The sequence below is a fragment of the Streptomyces sp. NPDC097595 genome (genome assembly GCF_044761525.1).
GTDB classification, from domain to species: domain Bacteria; phylum Actinomycetota; class Actinomycetes; order Streptomycetales; family Streptomycetaceae; genus Streptomyces; species Streptomyces drozdowiczii_A.
On the sequence record NZ_JBIWCN010000001.1, the window covers coordinates 355,213 to 372,756 of the forward strand.

The following is a 17,544-nucleotide window of genomic DNA, read 5'->3' on the forward strand; positions in this document are numbered from 1 at the left end:
CACACCCACGTACGGCCCACGCACAACGGAGTGTTCACGTGACGTCCCCGCACATACAGCCGCAGAGCCAGCCCATGCGCAAGGTGCTCGCGGCCAGCCTCTCCGGCGCCGCCCTGGAGTGGTACGACTTCAACCTCTACGGCATCTCCGCCGCACTCGTCTTCAACAAGATCTTCTTCCCCGACGTCGACCCGGCCGTCGGCACCCTGGCCGCCCTGGCCACCTTCGGAGCCGGATTCGTCCTGCGCCCCATCGGGGCTCTGCTCTTCGGCCACCTGGGCGACCGCATCGGCCGCAAGAAGTGCCTCGTCGCCACCATGCTCATCATCGGCGCCGCGACCTTCCTCATCGGCATGCTGCCCGACTACCGCCAGATCGGCCTGTGGGCGCCCGCCCTCCTCGTACTCCTGCGTCTGCTGCAAGGTCTCGGCCTCGGCGGCGAATCGGCCGGGGCCTCCCTCCTCACCGTGGAACACGCCCCGCGCGCACGCCGGGGGTTCTACGGCAGCCTGACCCAGGTCGGCGGCCCGATCGGCTATCTGATCGCCGTCAGCCTGACCAGCCTGTTCTCCCTGCTGCCCGAGGACCAGTTCCTCGCCTGGGGCTGGCGTGTGCCGTTCTGGCTGAGCCTGGTCCTGATGGCGGCCGGACTGCTCGTCCGGCGCACCATCGAGGAGACCCCCGAGTTCGCCCGGGTCAAGAACACCGGCACGCAGGAGAAGATGCCGCTGATCACCGCCGTACGCACCTACCCGCGCACCCTGGCCCTCGCCTTCGGCGCCCGTATCGGTGAAGCCGCCAGTTCGCAGATCTACCAGCCGTTCGCCATCGCCTACGTGACCACGACCATGGGGTACGGCAAGACCGTCGCGCTCCTGAGCATCGTCTTCTACAACATCCTGTGCCTGGTCGCCATCCCGTTCGCCGGGGCGCTCTCCGACCGGGTGGGCCGCCGCCCCGTCTACCTCGCCGGCGCCTCCTTCGTCGTCCTGTCGGCCTTCCCCTACTTCTGGTTCCTCGACTCCCACTCGACCCCGCTCGCCTGGACCGCCATGGGCCTGGCGGCCATCGGCGGCGCCATCGGCATGAACTCCGTCCAGGGCACCTACTTCACCGAGCTCTTCGGGACACGCGTGCGCTACTCGGCGCTCGGGATCGCCTCGCAGGCGTCGGCCATGGTCGCCGGCTTCGTCCCCTTCCTCGCCACCGCCCTGGTCGTCGCCGCCGGAGCGAGCTGGCCCATCGCGCTGCTGCTCGTCACCGTCGGCCTGATCTCCTTCGCGTCCGCCGCGGCGCTGCGCGAGACCCGTGAGCTGGACGTCTCCGAGATCGAGGCCCGGACGGCACCCGAGACCGCGACCCCGCACAAGGACAGGACCCACGCATGAGCACCACCCGTACCCACCCCAACGTCCTGGTCTTCTTCACCGACCAGCAGCGCTGGGACACCACCGGCGCCCACGGCAACCCGCTGGGCCTCACCCCGGCGTTCGACCGCCTCGCCCGGCGCGGTGTGCTCGTCGAGAACTCCTTCACCAACCAGCCCGTCTGCGCCCCCTCCCGCGCCTCGCTGCAGACCGGCATGTACCCCACGACCACCGGCGTGCACCGCAACGGCATTCCCATGCCGCCCACCACCCCCACCCTCGCGCGGCACTTCGCGGCGGCCGGCTACGACACCGGCTACATCGGCAAGTGGCACCTCGCGGGCGACGACTACGCGGGCGCGGTCCCCGAGGAGGACCGGGCGGGCTACCGGTACTGGCTCGCCGCGAATCTGCTGGAGTTCACCTCCGACGCGTACGAGACCACGCTGTACGACAACGACGGCGCTCCGCACACCTTCGACGGCTACCGCGCCGACGCCCTCGGCGAAGCCGCGATCCGCTACATCGAACAGGACCGCGACTCCCCGTACTTCCTGTTCCTGTCCTTCCTCGAACCGCACCACCAGAACAGCCGCGACGACTACCCCGCGCCGCACGAATACGCCGACCGCTACGCGGGGGACGAGGGCTGGGTGCCGGCCGACCTCGAAGCGCTGGACGGCAACTGGCCCGAGCACCTGGCCGGCTACTACGGAATGGTGCGACGCCTGGACGAGGTGCTGGAGCGGATCGTCGCCACCCTGGAGAAGAGGGGCGAACTGGACAACACCCTCATCCTGTTCACCTCCGACCACGGCTGCCACTTCAAGACCCGCAACGACGAGTACAAGCGCAGCTGCCACGACGCGTCCCTCCGCGTGCCCACGGTCCTGGCGGGCCCCAGCCTCGACACCGGCGTCCCCCTGCCCCAGCTCGTCGGCCACGTCGACCTGCCGCCGACCCTGCTGGACGCGGCCGGTCTGCCGGTCCCCGCCGCGATGCAGGGACACTCCCTGCTGCCTCTGGTACGCGGTGAGAGCACCGGACGACCCGAGGACGTCCTGATCCAGATCAGTGAGTCCGAGGTGGGCCGGGCGCTGCGCACCTCCCGCTGGAAGTACGGCGTCACCGCACCGGACGCCGACGCCCGCCACGCGGCCCGGGCGGAGCGGTACGTCGACACCTACCTCTACGACCTCGACGCCGACCCGCGGGAGCTCACCAACCTCGTGGGCGATCCGGCCCTCGCCGACGTCCGCGCAGCGTTGCGCCAACGGCTCGCCGACCGCATCGCCGACTCCGGGGAGCCTCGGCCGGAGATCGTTCCGGAGCCCGTCAGGGGGTGAGGTCCGCGTCCCGGGCCAGCAGAGCGGCCTGGACCCGGTTGGTGACGTCGAGCGCGGTGAGGATACGGCTGACGTGTGCCTTGACGGTGCTCTCGCGCATGTGGAGCCGGCCGGCGATGTCCGCGTTGGTCAGGCCCTGGGCGAGCAGAGCCAGCACGTCGCGCTCACGTGGCGTGAGGCGGTCCAGCCGGGAGCGGGCAGCGGTCGCCCGATCCCGGCCGGACCGGTGGTAGCGGTCGATGACGCGGCGCGCGGCGCTGGGATGGAGCATGGCCGATCCGGCGGCGACCAGGTGCACCGCGCGCAGGATCTCGGCGGGGTCGGTGTCCTTGAGGAGGAAACCATCGGCCCCCGCCGCCAGCGCGCTGTAGACGTACTCGTCCAGGTCGAAGGTGGTCAGCGTGATGACGCCCGGCGGATGGGGCAGTGCCCGCAGTCGGGCGGTGGCGGCGATGCCGTCCATGCGCGGCATCCGTACGTCGACCAGCGCGACGTCGATGCGATGGGCGGTGGCGAGCTCGACGGCCTCCAGGCCGTCCGCCGCCTGGGCGACCACCTCCATGCCGTCGTCGCCGTCCAGGAGGTCCGCGAGGCCGAGGCGGACCAGGGCGTCGTCGTCGGCGATCAGGACGCGGATCATGTGGGGGAGCCGTTCTTCTCGGTGCCGGAGGGGTGGGGGATACGGGCTGCCAGCCGCCAGGCGCCCGCGCCGCCGGGCCCGGCGTGGAGGTCTCCGCCCAGCGCCTTGACCCTTTCGTTCAGTCCTACCAAGCCGAAGCCGGAATCGACGACGCCCGCAGCCGGTGCCCCCGGGGCGTTGGTGACCTCGACCAGGGTGGCGGGCGGCCCGTAGTCGAGCCGGATGCGGACCGGAGCACCCTGGGCGTGCTTGCGGGCGTTGGACAGGGCCTCCTGGACGATGCGGTAGACGGCCAGGCGGTGGGCGGCGGGGAGTTGCCCCGCGTCGCCGATCACTTCGGTCCAGACCTGCTGCCCGGCCGCGCGCGCCTGCTCCACCAGCTCGCCCACCTCGCGCAGAACCGGCGGGGCGGGCTGCGGGTCGAGGCCCGTTTCGCGCAGGGCGCCCAACACGTCCCGCAGGTCGGCCAGGGCGTCGGTGGAGGCGGTACGCAGCAGGGCCAGGCGGTCGCGAACCGGGGCGGGCAGGCCGTCGTCCCTGGTGCCGAGCACGCCCGTGTGGAGGGCGATCAGGCTCAGGCGGTGGGCGAGCACATCGTGCATCTCGGCGGCGATCCGCGACCGCTCGGCGGACCGGACGGCGCTCTCGCGCAGCTCCCGCTCGACGCGCAGGTGATCCACCTGGGCGTGCAGGGCCCGCTCCAGACGGCGTCGGCCGCCCAGCCACATCCCGCCGACGACGGCGAGCAGTAGGAACAGGCTGGAGCCGTACTGCTGCGGCGTCCACAACGAGACCGCGGGCTTCGTGACCACGTTGGCGGCCAGCGCGACCACCGCGCACCCCACCGCGATCCGGGCGGGGCGGGCGACCGCCAGGTCGAAGAGCGCGAGCAGCAGGAGCGGCAGCATCGGCCACCCCCACACGGCAGCCGCGGTGGTGGCCAGGGCGGGGGCCACGTACCAGGGCCCCCGGCGTACGAGCAGGGCCGCCCCGCACAGCAGCGCGGCCGCGGTCGGCGGGGTCAGATAGGCGCCGCCCGAGGTGGAGGCGTTGTTCTGCACGGCCGCCAGGGTCAGCACGGCCACCAGGCCCCATCGCCCGTACGCCCTCCACGAGGGCCGCTCTTTCCAGCTCACCTGGCCGAGCCTAGGCGGCCCGCCACCGCGCGGACTCCGCCGTTCCGCCGTCCGCGCCCCCTACTTTCGTAGGGCAGGACGGTCGCACATAGGCGGACTCCTCGGAGCCGTCCGCTCCCTAGCGTCGAATCCATGGACGAATGGACCAACTCACACGACCGTGTTCTCGCGCAGCGCCATGCCGAGGGCTGGATGTTCCTCATCGAGGCCGCCCGGGACCTGCGCACCACCGGCGCCGTCGCCCCCAGCGGCAAGGCCCTGGCCCGCGCGCTCACGGATCCGGTGCGCGCCCTGGCGCACCGGCCCCTGACCGTCCTGGAGGCCGGGGCGGGCACCGGGGCCGTCACCCGCGCCCTCATTCCGCAGCTCACCCCGGGCAGCCGCCTCGACGTCGTCGACGCCAACCCGCGCTTCACCGGCGCGCTGCGCCGGCTCGTCCACACCCACCCCCGCCTCGCAGGGCGGCCGGAACAGGTCCGCGTCCATCAGGGATACGTCGAGGAGCTGGACACCGGCCGCGACTACGACGTCATCGTCTCGGGTCTGCCGCTCACCAACTTCACGCCCCGTCAGGTCGAGGCGGTCATGGACCGGTATCTGGAACTGCTCCGTCCCGGCGGCACCCTCACCTACTTCGCGTACCTCGGCACGCACACGGCACGGACTCTGCTGTCCGGCCGGGCGGAGTCTCGCCGCCACCAGCGGGCCGAGCAGATCATGACCGGCTACCAGCGCCGTTACGCGACCGGCTGCTGGACCGTCTGGGCCAACCTGCCGCCGGCCCGGGTGTGGCAGCTCCGACGCCCCGAAGCCGCGGCCCCGCCCGCGCTCGCCGTGCGCACCCCCGTCCGGGCCGACCGGTGAACGCGCTGTCCACGGCCCTCGCCGACGTGCCCGCCCCGGCCGCCTATCTCATCCTCGTCGCGGCCGTCCTCGCGGAGTCCGTCCTCCTGGTCGGCGCGTTCGTGCCCACCCTCACCCTGCTGCTGACCGCCGGGGCCCTCGCGCGCGCCGGGGAGCTGGACCTCCTTCCGGTCATCGCGGTCGTCTCCGGTGCGGTGATCGCCGGAGACCTCCTGGCCCACCGCACGGGGTCCGTGCTCGGCGTCCGCCTGCGCACGGCGGGCGTCGGCCGACGTGTCCCCGCCGCCACCTGGCAGCGCGCGGAAAGGCTCATGGCCCGGCGCGGCGGGCAGGCGCTGCTGCTGACGCGCTTCGTCCCCGTCGTCCGTACGCTCACGCCTCACCTGGCCGGCGCCACCGGGGTGCCCTACCGGCGCATCGCTCCGTACAGCGCCCTCGTCGCACCGGTGTGGGCGGCGGTCGAGGCGGGCACCGGTTACACGGCGGCCACATCCCTGCAGCATCTCCTCGGACAGAACATCTAGGGCACACCAAATCCTCCTGTCCGCTGATACTGCTGGGGCCGGTCCGGCCGCCTACCCCCAGCTGTGGGCCTCGGCCAACAGCCCGTCCTCCATCGTCTTCGCCGCCTGTTCCGGCGCGACCACCCAGGGCGTGATCAACGGTCAGCTCGGAGCGGCGGTTCCTGCTCGTTCGGGATCAGTGACACCAGCCGCAGCGCCATCAACGGAGCCGCGGACACCATCGACTCCGTCGTCTCCGGCCGTGCGTCCGCGTACGGCTTCGCCTTCGGGGACGTGCGGGGTGCTTTCACCAACCACGAGATCTGCTCGGCCGACTAGTGGCTGAACAGCACGCGGATCCCCGTGCACGAGAGCTACCACCCCAACGCGAGGGGACAGGCGCAGGGGTACCTGCCGACTCTCTCTGCGAAGGACTGAGGCAGGGCGAGGGCGCCTGCCTCCCCGGGCACCCCGCTCCGCCTCGGCCCGTGTCGCTGTGCCCCTCCGCCCTGAGGGGGACAGCGACGCCGTGCCCGCGGGGGGTCCGCACCGGCCTTCCCGCATGGCCGTGCAAGCGCTTCCAGCGGCCGCCGCGTGCGACATCGTCTCCCTCGACCACTACCTCCCCGCCCACGATGTGAACGGCCACATCGACCTGGCGCTCAACGCCGACCTGGCCCGGGGAGCGGCCGGCGGTCGCCCCTGGCTGCTCATGGAGCACTCGACCTCGGCCGTCAACTGGCAGCCGGTCAACATCGCCAAGCAGCCCGGGGAGCTGCGGCGCAACAGCCTCGGCCACCTGGCCCGAGGCGCCGACGCCCTCATGTTCTTCCAGTGGCGCCAATCCCGCGCCGGTGCCGAGAAGTGGCACTCCGCGATGCTTCCGCACGGCGGCACCGACACCCGCGTCTGGCGCGAGGCCGTCGACCTCGGCGCCGAACTGCACGCACTCCGCGAGGTCGCCGGCAGCCGCGTCGAAGCGGACGTCGCCCTCCTCCTGGACTGGCACAACTGGTGGGCGCTGGAGGCGGAGGCCCGCCCGTCCGACCGCATGCGCTACCTCGACCTGGTCCGCGACTGGTACGAAGCGCTGTGGCGCCTCAACATCACCTGCGACGTCGTCCCCCCGGGCACCCCACTCGCCCCCTACAAGGCCGTGCTCGCCCCCAACCTCTACCTCCTCGGCGACGAGGACGCCGAGGCACTCACCCGGTACGTCCACGCCGGCGGCCACCTCGCGGTGGGCTGCTTCAGCGGCGTCGTGGACGGGCAGGACCGGGTGCACCCGGGCCACTACCCGGGTGCGCTGCGCACGGTGCTCGGTCTGCGCGTCGACGAATACCTCCCGCTGCGCGACGGCGTGACGGTCGGACTCACCGACGCCACCACCGCCACGCACTGGGCGGAACGCGTGGAGCCGCGCGGCTGCGAGACCGTCGTCCGGTTCGCGGACGGCCCCGAAGGCGGACCCGCGCCGGGCGGGCCCGCCGTCACCCGGCACCGTCACGGCTCGGGGACCGGCCGGTACGTCGCGACCCGCGCGTCGGCCGCGACGCTGCGGGCGCTGCTGCGCGGGCTCGCCCGGGACGCGGGACTGCGCCCGGCGGCAAAGACCCCCGAGGACGTCGAAGCCGTACGCCGCTCCGGCCCGGACGGCTCCTGGCTCTTCCTGCTCAACCACGGCACCGCACCGGTCGAGTTCCGCACCGGGAACGGCGGCGTCGTGGCGATCCCGGCGGGCGGGGCCGTCACCCTGCGCGAGGCGGGCCGGGGCGGCGACGGCCCCGGCCCGGTGACCCTTACACGCTCTCCAGCAGCAGCTGCGAGCCCGCGGTGATCAGGCCGGGCACCATGAAGCGGAGGGTGACGCGCCGGGTCCCGCCGCCCGGTACGGTCAGCGTCGCCAGTTCGTCCCGGGGCACGGTGGGGCGTACGTACACCGTGCGGATCTCCTCGGCGCCGCCGTCCACCGACAGGGCCGTCGCGCCGTTCCAGGTGTCGCCCGGGACGTCGGTCGCGGCCGTGACTTTGGACCCGAAGGTGAGGCGGACCGTGCGCGTCCCCGGAGCGGGGTTGCGGAGCTCCAGGTCCACGTCGTAGCGGAGCCCGTAGTTGCCCCAGCTGCGCGCCGAGGAATCGCTCAGCGCGGCGGTGGCCGGAGACGTCTGGTCCAGCGCCGCGACCTGCCGGACCGTGGTGTTGACCGCGATGCCGAGGTGGTGGCCTGCACCGGCCACGTCCACCACGGCGCGGCCGGTGTCCCACCTCGACGCGCCGTACACACCGGCTTCGCGCCCGTACGTGGTGTCCGTCTGGGACACGATGTTCCCGGGCGCCGCCGCGCTGTCCGTCTGGGAGAGGTTGACGGCGGTGGTAGTGCTGCCGTCCGTGGTGACGACCGTGTACGTGTACACCCCGGCGCTCGCCGTGATCTCCAGCAGGCCGTCGAGGATGGACCCGGTCATGGGCAGGCGCGCCGCCTCGACCATGTGCCCCGGTGCCACCTGGGCGGGGGAGAGGTACTGCTTCACGTTCCCGGACAGCCAGTCGGCCGAGGTGGCGTAGCAGGGGCCGGTCCCGGCGCGGGCGGCCGGGTCCTGCACCAGGGGTTTGTCCGCGTTGGTCCATGCGGCGCCACGTGCGGAGACGGTGACCGGAGCCGTGCCCGGGTTGGAGACCAGCACATGCAGCCAGGCCGCCTTCCCGGTGCTGTTCTGGTGGTACAGGTACAGCGGAAAGGTGCCCGACAGGGCGTGTGCCGAGCCGCCGCGGGTGCTCGTCGTCCGGGCGTGCTGCATGAGCCATCCGGGGCCGGTGACCGTCTCGGGGTTGTTGGAGACGACGAGTTCCGATCCGCCTGCGGAGCCCGGGAGTTGGTGCAGCAGCTCCCGGGCGACCGTGGGGCCCGGAGCGGTCGGCGTACCGGCCGTCCAGGCACTCTCACCGAAGCTCGCGGCCTGGGTGCCGGCGGCCCGGTGCCTCTTCAAGTGGTCCGTACGTCTTCTGTGTCCGGACGGGTGGGCCGCCGCATCCGTGATCGGAACGCTCAGGGCCGCAGCGGTCAGCGGCAGCGCCGCGAGGAAGGTGCGCCGGGTGGGGAGGGAGGGCATCGCTGGTCCTCTCTTGAGATGTTGGCGCATATCAATGCACGTAAAACCGTGGGCCGCAAGGGGTTGGCGGCTCGGCGTGACGGGTGAGCGGGTGTCAGGGAGGTACCGGAAGAAACTTGTCGGCCGCCCCTTGACGCCGTGGGCGCGGCTGAGCACACTCAAGCCTGCAAGTGGTACGGACCACTTGGTCTTCGGCTCCGCGCCGACCCCTCTTCTCTCTCCGGCCGTGCCCCCGGAATGCCCCAAGGAGCGTCATGTCCTCGTCCAGAGGTCTCCGCCTCGCCTGCGCCCTCGCCGTGATCGGCGCCCTCACCTCCGCCTGCGGCCTCAGCGGCTCGTCCGACGACGGCAACGAGCCCGCCGGCGCCGCCAAGGGGCCGCTCAAGGGCACGGTCACCTTCGAGACGCTGCAGCTGAAGCCCACCTTCACCACGTACGTGAACGGTGTGATCGACGCCTTCGAGAAGAAGAACCCCGGCGTGAACGTGAAGTGGGTCGACATCCCCTTCCAGGGCGCCCAGGAGAAGCTGACCGCCGACGCGGCCGCCGGGGCGCTGCCCGACGTCGTCAACCTCAACCCCCAGTTCGCGCAGGCGCTGGAGGCCAAGGGCCAGTTCATCGACATGGACACCGCCGCGTCCGACGTCAAGGCGGACTACATCCCCGGCGCCTGGCAGGCGTTCACGGTGCCGGGGCGGAGCGGCTCGTACGGCATCCCCTGGTACCTCACCTCCGAGGTCACCATGTACAACAAGAGCCTCTTCAAGAAGGCCGGGCTCGACCCCGCGAAGCCCCCGGCCTCCTTCGACCAGCTCTTCGCCGACGGATCCGCCCTCTCCAAGGCGGGCAAGGGGTCCTTCTACGGCGCCCACCCCGCGCTGGAGAACCGGTTCATCACCGACCTCGCCAAGCAGGGAGTGCCGCTGCTGGACAAGGACGGGAAGAAGTGGACCTTCAACACGCCGGAGGCCGCCGCCTACCTCGCCAAGCTGGTCGACGCCTACAAGAAGGGCGTCTACCCCAAGGACTCCCTGACCCAGGACCACAGCAAGGAGACCGAGGCGTACCAGGCGGGCCGGGTCGGACTCTTCCCCTCCGGGCCCAACTTCCTGACCATCATCAAGCAGAACGCACCGAAGATCGCCGAGCAGACGGCCGTCGGCCCGCAGATCACCGGTGAGTCCGGCGCCACCAACATGTCGGTCATGGGGCTGCTCGTCCCCAAGACGAGCAAGAACCGCAACGCGGCCGTCGCCTTCGCCTCGTACATGGCCAACAGCGAGAACCAGCTGGCCTTCAGCAAGATCGTGACCGTGCTCCCCAGCGTCACCAAGGCCCTCAAGGACCCGTACTTCACGGACGCCGGGGACGGCTCGGTCGAGGCGCAGGCCCGCAGGATCTCCGCCCAGCAGATCGCCAAGGGGCAGAACCTGGTCCCCGTCCAGTACGACGCACGCGTCACCCAGGCCGTCGTCGGCAAGGTCCAGCTCGCGCTCCAGGGCAAGCTCACCCCGCAGAAGGCCCTGGACCAGGCCGTCGACGCCGCCGACGCCATCACCGCCGGCTGATCACCACCCCGCACACCCGCGGCGGGCAGGGCACCCCCGGCCCGCCCGCCGCTCCCTTCCGCACGGAGGTTCCCGTGACCGGCCGACGCTGGTACGTACCCTGGCTGTTCCTCGCCCCCGCGCTCGCCGTCGCGCTCACCTTCTTCATCATCCCGTTCGGCAACACCACGATCCTGTCGTTCACCGACGCCAGCACCCTGGGCGGCGGCCACTTCACCGGCGCCGCCAACTACCAACGGCTCATCCACGACGAGCAGTTCTGGCTCAGCCTGCGCAACACCGCGCTCTACGTGGTGATCGTCGTGCCGCTGATGGTGGTCCTGCCGCTCCTGGTCGCCGTTCTCGTGCAGCGTCGTATCGCCGGCATCGGCTTCTTCCGGGCCGTGTTCTACTCCCCGGTCGTCGCCTCCATGGTCGTCGCCGGCCTGATCTGGTCGTGGCTGCTCTCCAGCGACGGACTCGTCAACTCGGCGCTGCGCGGCCTGCACGTCGTCACCGAGCCCGTCCCGTTCCTGACCGACTCCCACTGGCTGCTGATCAGCGCGATGGCCATGACCGTGTGGAAGGGCCTCGGCTACTACATGGTCGTGTACCTCGCGGCCCTCGCCAACGTGCCCCGGTCCCTGCTGGAGGCCGCCGAAGTCGACGGCGCGGGCGCGGTACGCCGCTTCTTCAGCGTCACCGTGCCGCTGCTCCGGCCCACCATGATCCTGGTCGCCACCCTCGCCTCGATCGCGTCGGCGAAGGTCTTCGCGGAGGTCTACACCCTCAGCAACGGCAGCGCGGGCCCGGGCGGCGAAGCCCGCACGCTCGTGTACACGATCCGTGAGACCGGCCTCGGGCTCGGCGGCGAGGCCGGGTACGCCTCGGCGATGAGCCTCGCCCTCTTCGTCGCCACCCTCGGCCTCTCGGTCTTCGTCACGAAGCTCAACTCCAAGGAGGAGCAGGCGTGAAGACCGCACTCACCACCGCACCCGCCCCGGCCGGCCGCCGGGCGCCCGCCACCGCGCCCCGCCGGCAGCCGTCCTCCCGGCGGCCCATGGCGCGCCGGGCCGTCCTCGGCCTGGTCGTGCGTTACGTACTGCTCGCCGCCGTCCTCGTCCTCACCGTGGGCCCCTTCCTGTGGCAGCTGTCCACCTCCCTCAAGGGCGTCGGCGAGCAGGTGTTCGGCTATCCGCCGCAACTGCTGCCGCACCACCCCACGCTCAGCCACTACGCCGAGGCCGCACGCACCGTCCCGGTGTTCCACTACGGCCTCAACTCCCTGCTCGTCTCGGCCGGCAGCGCCGTCACCAACTGCCTCTTCGGGTCACTCGCCGGCTACGCGCTCGCGCGGATGCGGTTCAGGGGGCGCGGGCTGGCCCTGGGCATCTTCCTGGCCACGATGATCATCCCGTTCGAGTCCATCATGGTCTCCGAATTCCTGATGATGCGCTCCCTGCGGCTGAACGACACCCTGCTGGGCGTCATGCTCCCGACCGCCGTCACCGGCCTGTCCGTCCTGCTGTTCCGCAACGCCTTCCGGCACCTGCCGCGCGAGGTCGAGGAGGCCGCGCTGCTCGACGGAGCGGGCGAGTGGCAGCGCTTCGCGCACATCGCCCTGCCCGCCGTGCGCGGCACCATCGCCGTGGTCGCCATCTTCAGCTTCGTCTTCGCCTGGGACGACTTCCTGTGGCCGCTGATCGTCCTGTCCGACCCGGCCCACTACACCCTCACCGTGGGCATCCAGTACCTGTCCGGCACCTTCACCAATGATCAGCGGGTCGTGGCCGCAGGCACGATGATGGCCGTGGTCCCGCTGCTCGTTCTCTTCTTCAGCCTGCAGCGGTACTTCTTCCGTGGAGTGGGCGAGGGGGCGGTCAAGGGATGACAGAGCAAGCGCACAAGCCGCAGCGTGCGACGGCCGGCAGGGGAGTGGCGGGACGGCAGGCCGACCCGGCCGGGGCCGAGGAGCGCGCACCGAAGCACGAGACGCTGCGCACCGAACTGCTCGCACTCATCGACGACGGACTCGCCCCGCACGCGCCGCTGCCCAGCGAACGCGAGCTGATGCAGCGCTACGGCGTCAGCCGCATGACCGTGCGCCGCGCCATGGAGCGACTGACCCAGGAGAACCGGGTCTACCGCGTGCAGGGCGCGGGCACCTTCGTCGCCGACCCCTCCACCATCAGCAAGACGCTGTACCTCACCTCGTTCTCGGAGGACATCCGGAGCCGGCGCATGAAGCCCGCCAGCAGGCTCCTCGTCCTGGAGCGCGCCGAGGCCGATCTCGCCTGCGCCCGCGACCTGTTCCTCGCCCCCGGCAGCCCCGTGGTGCACCTGGAACGCCTGCGCCTGGCCGACGGCGAGCCGATGTGCCTGGAGAACGTGTGGCTGCCCGAGGCACTCGTCCCCGGCCTGGTCGAGGAGGGCGATCCGCAGTCGCTGTACGGCCGGCTGGAGCGGGCCGGGGCCGCCCCCGAACAGGCCGACCAGATGATCCGGGCCACGGTCCTCGGCCCCCGCGAGGCCGAACTCCTCTCCGTACCCGCCCAGTTCCCGGCCCTCCACGTCGAGCGCGTCACCCGCGACATCCGGGGCCGCGCCGTGGAGCGCGCGGTGAGCCTCTACCGCGCCGACCGCTACGACTACCGGCTGACCATCACCAGAGAGCCGCACCCATGACACACCCTGCCGAAGGGGAACCCACCCCCCGGCCCGCCGGCGGCACCGCCCTCCTGGGCATCGACATCGGCGGCACCAAGACGGTCGCGGTGCTCTTCGACGGGGACCGCCGCGTGCTGTCCCGGGCGCAGACCGCGACCCCGGCCGCCGAAGGCCCCGACGCCGTGGTCGCCGCCGCCGCGCAGGTGGCCGACATCGTGCGCGCGGCGGCCCGGGCCCAGGGGCTGCGCGTGGCCGCCGCCGGCGTCGGCACCGCCGGCGTCGTCGCCCCCGACGGGCGCACCATCGCCGCCGCCACCGACGCCCTGCCGGGCTGGGCGGGCACACCGCTCGCTGCCCGGCTGGAAAGCGTGCTCGGCCTGCCCGTCGCGGTGCTGGGCGACGTCCAGGCGTTCCTGGCGGGCGAGCTGTCGGCCGGGGCCGCGGCCGGCGCGCACACGGCCGTGGGCGTCATGGCGGGCACCGGCATAGGCGGCGCCCTCGCCGTCGGGGGCCGGGTCCTCACCGGTGCGCACGGCGCCGCCGGGCACCTGGGCCACCTCCCGGTCCCCGGGGCGGAGCGGCTGCCCTGCCCCTGCGGACGCACGGGACACGTCGAGGCCGTCGCCTCGGGGCCCGCGATGACCCGGCTCCTGCGGGCGGCGACCCCGGAGGGACAGCGGGCCCCGGACGACCTCCGCGCCGTCGCCGCAGCCGCCGAAGCGGGGGACGAGGAGGCCCGTACGGTCCTGACGCGCGGCGGCACCGCGCTCGGCACCGCCCTCGCGGGGATCGTCAGCGCACTCGACCCGGACGTCGTGGTGCTCGCCGGCGGCGTCCTCGAATCCGGCCGCTGGTACGGGGACGCCCTGCGCCGGGCGGTCGAGGAGCACACCCTGCCCCTCCTGCACGGCGTACCCGTCACCACGGCGGCCCTGGGCGCCGACGCCGTCGCCCTCGGTGCCGCCGAGCACGCCCGGGAAACGCTCCGGCCCCGGTCCTGAACCCGCCGCCCCGACCCCACCACCCGTTGAGGAAAACCCTGTCGTGAGTGACGAACCCCGCCGGCCCGAGGCCGTCGTGGCGCTCCTGCCGCTGGACGAGCGTCCGGCCTGCGCCGAACTGCCCGCGCGGATCGCCGCCGTCGCCGGCGTCCGGCTCGCCCTGCCCCCGTCGGAGCTGCTGCCCCGACTGCGTACCCCTGGAGACCCCCGCGGGCTCAGCGCCTGGCTCGCGGAACGGGCGGCCGACTGCGACGCGGCCGTCGTGAGCCTGGAGATGCTCGGGCACGGCGGGCTGATCGCCTCCCGCACCGGGACCGCGTCCGCCCACGACGTCCTGCGCGACTGGGACGGACTGGCCGCCTGGGCCGGAACGGACCGCCCGGTGCACGGCGTCACGCTGGTGACCCGCACCCCGGACTCCGCCGACGCCATGGAGGAACCGGACTACTGGAATCCGTACGGCCCCGCCCTGCACCGCCACTCCGCAGCCCTGCACCGGGCCGAGGAGCAGGCCGCCGGCCCCGCCGCGCCCACCGGCATCCCGGAGGCCGTCCGCGCCGACTTCCTCGGCCGCCGCCTCCGCAACCACACCCTGAACCTCGCCGGCCTGGACCTCGTCGCCCGGGGCCGCCTCGACACCCTGGTCGTGGGCGCGGACGACACCGCCCCCTGGGGCCTGGCCACCGCCGAGCTCGCCCAGCTGCGACTCTGGCGCGACCGCCTCGGCCTCGGCAGCCGGGTCGCCGTGCGCCCCGGAGCCGACGAGGCCGTGACCGCGCTGGTCGCCCGCACCCTCCGCGACCTCTTCGGCGGGCCGCCCGTGACCGTCGCCGTCGAGGCCGTCGACCCGGCCGGGCTGCGCACCGTCGCCCCGTACGAGAACATGCCGGTCGCCGACACAGCGGCGGGGCAGATCGCCGCCTGCGGAGCCGTGCTCACCGACGACCCGGATGCGGGTCTGCATCTCCTCGTCCACACCCCGGACGGGTCCGGCGACTGGGCCGTCGCCCCGCCCGGCCAGCGCCTCGAATCCGCCGCCACCACCGCCCGCGCCCTCGCGGCGCGAGCCCGTGAACTCCTCGACGGCGGCCACGAGGTGGCCGTGGCGGACTGCGCCCAGCCCAACGGGGCCGACCCGCTCCTCGTGGAGGCCCTGCACCGGGCGGGCGTCGCCGGCCGGCTCACCGCCTACGCGGGATGGAACACCGCCGGCAACACCCTGGGGACCGCCGTGGCCCATGGTGTCACCGTCGTCCTCGCCCGGCGGGCCGGCACTTTCGACGAGCGGGCCCACCGCCTGCTGCTCGCCCACCGGTTCATCGAGGACTGGGGCTATATGACCCGGGTACGCGCGGCCGCGCGCACCACGCTGGGCAGTGTGCTCGGCGCCCACGACCACGTACCGCCGGACCACACCGTCCTCACCGAGATCGCCCAGGGCCTCGCCCGGTGCGCGGCCGAACTGCCCGAACTGGGACACGCGTTGGTGCCCGAGAGCGTCCGCCTTCCCTGGCACCGCACCTTCGAGGCCGACTTCGCCCTCACCCCCACCCACCCCGAGGAGTCCCGGTGACCCGTACCGCACTTGACCGGACGGCGGACGTGGTGGTCGTCGGCTCCGGACTAGGCGCCGTCGCCGCCGCCCTGGCCGCCGCCCGAGCCGGCCGCACGGTGCTGCTGGCCGCCGCCCGCACCCGGCTGGGCGGCCAGGCAACCACCCAGCTCGTCCCCGCACTCGACGAGCACCCCCACATCGAGACCGGCGGCGCCTCGACCTCGTACGCCGCCTTCCGCGCCGCGATCCGCGCCCAGTACGACGGCGTGGACAACCCCGGCGGCGGCTGGGTCAGCCGCTTGTGCTGCGAACCGGCCGCCGCCGAGAAGGCCCTGGAAACCCTGCTCGCCCCACACATCACGGCGGGCCGGCTCACCGTCCTGCGACAACTCGCGCCCGTCGCCGTGCGCAAGGACGGCGACCGGGTGACCGGGATCGACTTCCGGGCGCCCGGGGACGAGCGCGTCACCACGCTGACCGGCGAGGTCTTCTGCGACGCCACCGAGGCCGGCGACCTGCTGCCGATGGCTGGGGCGCCCTGGGTCTGCGGCTCCGAGGGCCGGGACGCGTACGGCGAATCCCTCGCCCTGCCGGGCCCGGCGCAGCCCGGCGCGGTGCAGTCCTGCACGGTCGGCTTCGTGGTCGAGAAGGCGCCGCCGGGGGAGACCGGACCGGTGGGAGACGCACCCCCCGGTTACGCCCGGTGGCGTGAGGCGCAGCCCTTCACCCTGGAGATCGCGGGCTGGGACGGCCGGGCGCACCGCTACCGCATGTTCGAGGACGGCCCCGACGGCCACCCGCCGTTCTGGACCTACCGGCGGCTGCGCGAGGGCGCGGTCCTCGGCGGCCGGGACGCCGCCCTCATCAACTGGGCGGGCAACGACTACGCGGACACCTCGGCCCTGGACGACCCCGCACGCGCGTACACCGAGGCCAAGCGGCTGTCCGAGGCGTTCCTGCACTGGCTGCGCACCGAGTGCCCCCGCGACGACGGCGGCCTCGGCCACCCCGAACTCCGGCTCGTTCCCGAGGTCAGCGGCACCCCGGACGGATACGCGGAGGAGCCCTATCTGCGCGAGTCGCGACGGCTGCGCACGGCCCGCCCCGTCCGGCAGCAGGACCTGGAACCCGTACCGGGCCGAGCCCGGGCGGCCGGCTTCGCCGACTCCGGTGGCCTGGCGATGTACCACATGGACCTGCACAGCAGGGTGGGCCATCCGCAGAGCGCGTACGCGCCGACCGCGCCCTTCCAGATCCCCCTGTCGGCCCTCGTCGCACCGGCCCCGGTCAACCTCCTCGCCGCCGCGAAGAACCTCGGGGCGACCCAGGTCGCGGCCTCCGCCTACCGGGTGCACCAGGGGGAGTGGGCGGTCGGTGAGGCCGCCGGCGCCCTCGCCGCCCAGGCGTGCCTGCGCTCCCTGACGCCCGCCCGGGTGGTCGCCGACCGGCGCGAACTGACCTGGTTGCAGGCCGCGTTGGCCGGCAGTGGGGTGCCCCTGGCCTGGACGCTGGATGTCGGCCCCGGACACCCCCACTTCGTGGCCGTCCAGCTCCTCGGCGCGGCCGGTGCCCTCACCGGGCCACGGGCCGCGCAGCTGACCGCCGACCCGGACGCACCGGTCACCGAACCCGCGCTCGCGTCGCTGCGGGAGGCCGCCGCCCGCCTGCTCGGGGACCCGGGCCCCGTCCCCGTACCGACACCGGACCCCACCGGGACGACGTGGGTGGAGGCCGCCGCGGCTCTCTGGTCCGCCGTCGCCCGGGCGCTGCCCACCCGGGCGGAGAACCAATGAACAACGAAAGGCCCC

At 73.2% G+C, this 17,544-nt stretch carries 15 protein-coding genes; 12 read left to right on the forward strand and 3 right to left on the reverse strand.

The window, feature by feature from the left end; genetic code table 11:
- Positions 1–38 precede the first annotated feature (38 nt).
- Positions 39–1,388, forward strand: coding sequence for an MFS transporter (locus tag ACIQZN_RS01570; protein WP_403986735.1), 1,350 nt, complete (start codon positions 39–41; stop codon positions 1,386–1,388).
- Positions 1,385–2,713 carry a sulfatase-like hydrolase/transferase gene (locus tag ACIQZN_RS01575; RefSeq protein ID WP_403986738.1) on the forward strand — a complete coding sequence of 443 codons (1,329 nt, stop codon included), beginning with the start codon at positions 1,385–1,387 and terminating at the stop codon, positions 2,711–2,713. Before ACIQZN_RS01570 ends, ACIQZN_RS01575 begins: the two co-directional genes overlap by 4 nt.
- On the opposite strand, the gene ACIQZN_RS01580 is transcribed toward ACIQZN_RS01575, so the two are convergent.
- Positions 2,703–3,353, reverse strand: a complete 651-nt coding sequence (locus ACIQZN_RS01580) for a response regulator (protein ID WP_403986741.1) — start codon at positions 3,351–3,353, stop codon at positions 2,703–2,705. The two genes, ACIQZN_RS01575 and ACIQZN_RS01580, sit on opposite strands and share 11 nt — an antisense overlap.
- Complete coding sequence (locus ACIQZN_RS01585) at positions 3,350–4,489, reverse strand: sensor histidine kinase (protein ID WP_403986744.1); 1,140 nt, start codon at positions 4,487–4,489, stop codon at positions 3,350–3,352. The genes ACIQZN_RS01580 and ACIQZN_RS01585 overlap by 4 nt, the downstream gene beginning before the upstream one ends.
- A 132-nt stretch (positions 4,490–4,621) precedes the next feature.
- Here ACIQZN_RS01585 and ACIQZN_RS01590 point away from each other — a divergent pair, with 132 nt between their 5' ends.
- From ACIQZN_RS01590 to ACIQZN_RS01600, 3 genes are all read left to right on the forward strand, one after another.
- Positions 4,622–5,353 carry a class I SAM-dependent methyltransferase gene (locus ACIQZN_RS01590; RefSeq protein WP_403986748.1) on the forward strand — a complete coding sequence of 244 codons (732 nt, stop codon included), beginning with the start codon at positions 4,622–4,624 and terminating at the stop codon, positions 5,351–5,353.
- Complete coding sequence (locus ACIQZN_RS01595) at positions 5,350–5,877, forward strand: DedA family protein (RefSeq protein ID WP_403986751.1); 528 nt, start codon at positions 5,350–5,352, stop codon at positions 5,875–5,877. Before ACIQZN_RS01590 ends, ACIQZN_RS01595 begins: the two co-directional genes overlap by 4 nt.
- Positions 5,878–6,418: 541 nt before the next feature.
- Positions 6,419–7,693: a beta-galactosidase gene (locus ACIQZN_RS01600; RefSeq protein WP_403986754.1), complete on the forward strand. Its 1,275-nt coding sequence runs from the start codon at positions 6,419–6,421 to the stop codon at positions 7,691–7,693.
- On the opposite strand, the gene ACIQZN_RS01605 is transcribed toward ACIQZN_RS01600, so the two are convergent.
- On the reverse strand, positions 7,656–8,966 hold the full coding sequence (locus tag ACIQZN_RS01605; protein WP_403986757.1) for a DUF3370 family protein: 1,311 nt from the start codon (positions 8,964–8,966) through the stop codon (positions 7,656–7,658). The genes ACIQZN_RS01600 and ACIQZN_RS01605 overlap by 38 nt on opposite strands.
- Positions 8,967–9,220: 254 nt before the next feature.
- Here ACIQZN_RS01605 and ACIQZN_RS01610 point away from each other — a divergent pair, with 254 nt between their 5' ends.
- The 7 genes from ACIQZN_RS01610 (at position 9,221) to ACIQZN_RS01640 (ending at position 17,529) form a co-directional block, all read left to right on the forward strand.
- Entirely contained in the window at positions 9,221–10,534 is a 1,314-nt protein-coding gene (locus tag ACIQZN_RS01610) for an ABC transporter substrate-binding protein (protein ID WP_403986760.1), read from the forward strand.
- A 74-nt stretch (positions 10,535–10,608) separates the two neighbouring features.
- Positions 10,609–11,487 carry a carbohydrate ABC transporter permease gene (locus tag ACIQZN_RS01615; protein ID WP_403986763.1) on the forward strand — a complete coding sequence of 293 codons (879 nt, stop codon included), beginning with the start codon at positions 10,609–10,611 and terminating at the stop codon, positions 11,485–11,487.
- Positions 11,484–12,404 (forward strand): carbohydrate ABC transporter permease, encoded by a 921-nt coding sequence (locus tag ACIQZN_RS01620; RefSeq protein WP_403986766.1) that lies wholly within the window; start codon positions 11,484–11,486, stop codon positions 12,402–12,404. Before ACIQZN_RS01615 ends, ACIQZN_RS01620 begins: the two co-directional genes overlap by 4 nt.
- Positions 12,401–13,198, forward strand: a complete 798-nt coding sequence (locus tag ACIQZN_RS01625; RefSeq protein ID WP_403986769.1) for a GntR family transcriptional regulator — start codon at positions 12,401–12,403, stop codon at positions 13,196–13,198. The genes ACIQZN_RS01620 and ACIQZN_RS01625 overlap by 4 nt, the downstream gene beginning before the upstream one ends.
- Positions 13,195–14,181 (forward strand): ROK family protein, encoded by a 987-nt coding sequence (locus tag ACIQZN_RS01630; RefSeq protein WP_403986772.1) that lies wholly within the window; start codon positions 13,195–13,197, stop codon positions 14,179–14,181. Before ACIQZN_RS01625 ends, ACIQZN_RS01630 begins: the two co-directional genes overlap by 4 nt.
- Positions 14,182–14,224: 43 nt before the next feature.
- Positions 14,225–15,754, forward strand: coding sequence for a DUF4127 family protein (locus tag ACIQZN_RS01635; protein ID WP_403986775.1), 1,530 nt, complete (start codon positions 14,225–14,227; stop codon positions 15,752–15,754).
- A complete protein-coding gene (locus ACIQZN_RS01640; RefSeq protein ID WP_403986778.1) occupies positions 15,751–17,529 on the forward strand; it encodes an FAD-dependent oxidoreductase in 1,779 nt (592 codons plus the stop codon). The genes ACIQZN_RS01635 and ACIQZN_RS01640 overlap by 4 nt, the downstream gene beginning before the upstream one ends.
- The last annotated feature ends 15 nt before the right edge of the window (positions 17,530–17,544 follow it).

Coding starts and splice junctions, on each gene's coding strand:
- ACIQZN_RS01575 (WP_403986738.1), top strand. CDS start 1,385: ATGAGCACCACCCGTACCCACCCCAACGTCCTGGTCTTCTTCACCGAC.
- ACIQZN_RS01580 (WP_403986741.1), bottom strand. CDS start 3,353: ATGATCCGCGTCCTGATCGCCGACGACGACGCCCTGGTCCGCCTCGGC.
- ACIQZN_RS01590 (WP_403986748.1), top strand. CDS start 4,622: ATGGACGAATGGACCAACTCACACGACCGTGTTCTCGCGCAGCGCCAT.
- ACIQZN_RS01600 (WP_403986754.1), top strand. CDS start 6,419: ATGGCCGTGCAAGCGCTTCCAGCGGCCGCCGCGTGCGACATCGTCTCC.
- ACIQZN_RS01605 (WP_403986757.1), bottom strand. CDS start 8,966: ATGCCCTCCCTCCCCACCCGGCGCACCTTCCTCGCGGCGCTGCCGCTG.
- ACIQZN_RS01610 (WP_403986760.1), top strand. CDS start 9,221: ATGTCCTCGTCCAGAGGTCTCCGCCTCGCCTGCGCCCTCGCCGTGATC.
- ACIQZN_RS01625 (WP_403986769.1), top strand. CDS start 12,401: ATGACAGAGCAAGCGCACAAGCCGCAGCGTGCGACGGCCGGCAGGGGA.
- ACIQZN_RS01630 (WP_403986772.1), top strand. CDS start 13,195: ATGACACACCCTGCCGAAGGGGAACCCACCCCCCGGCCCGCCGGCGGC.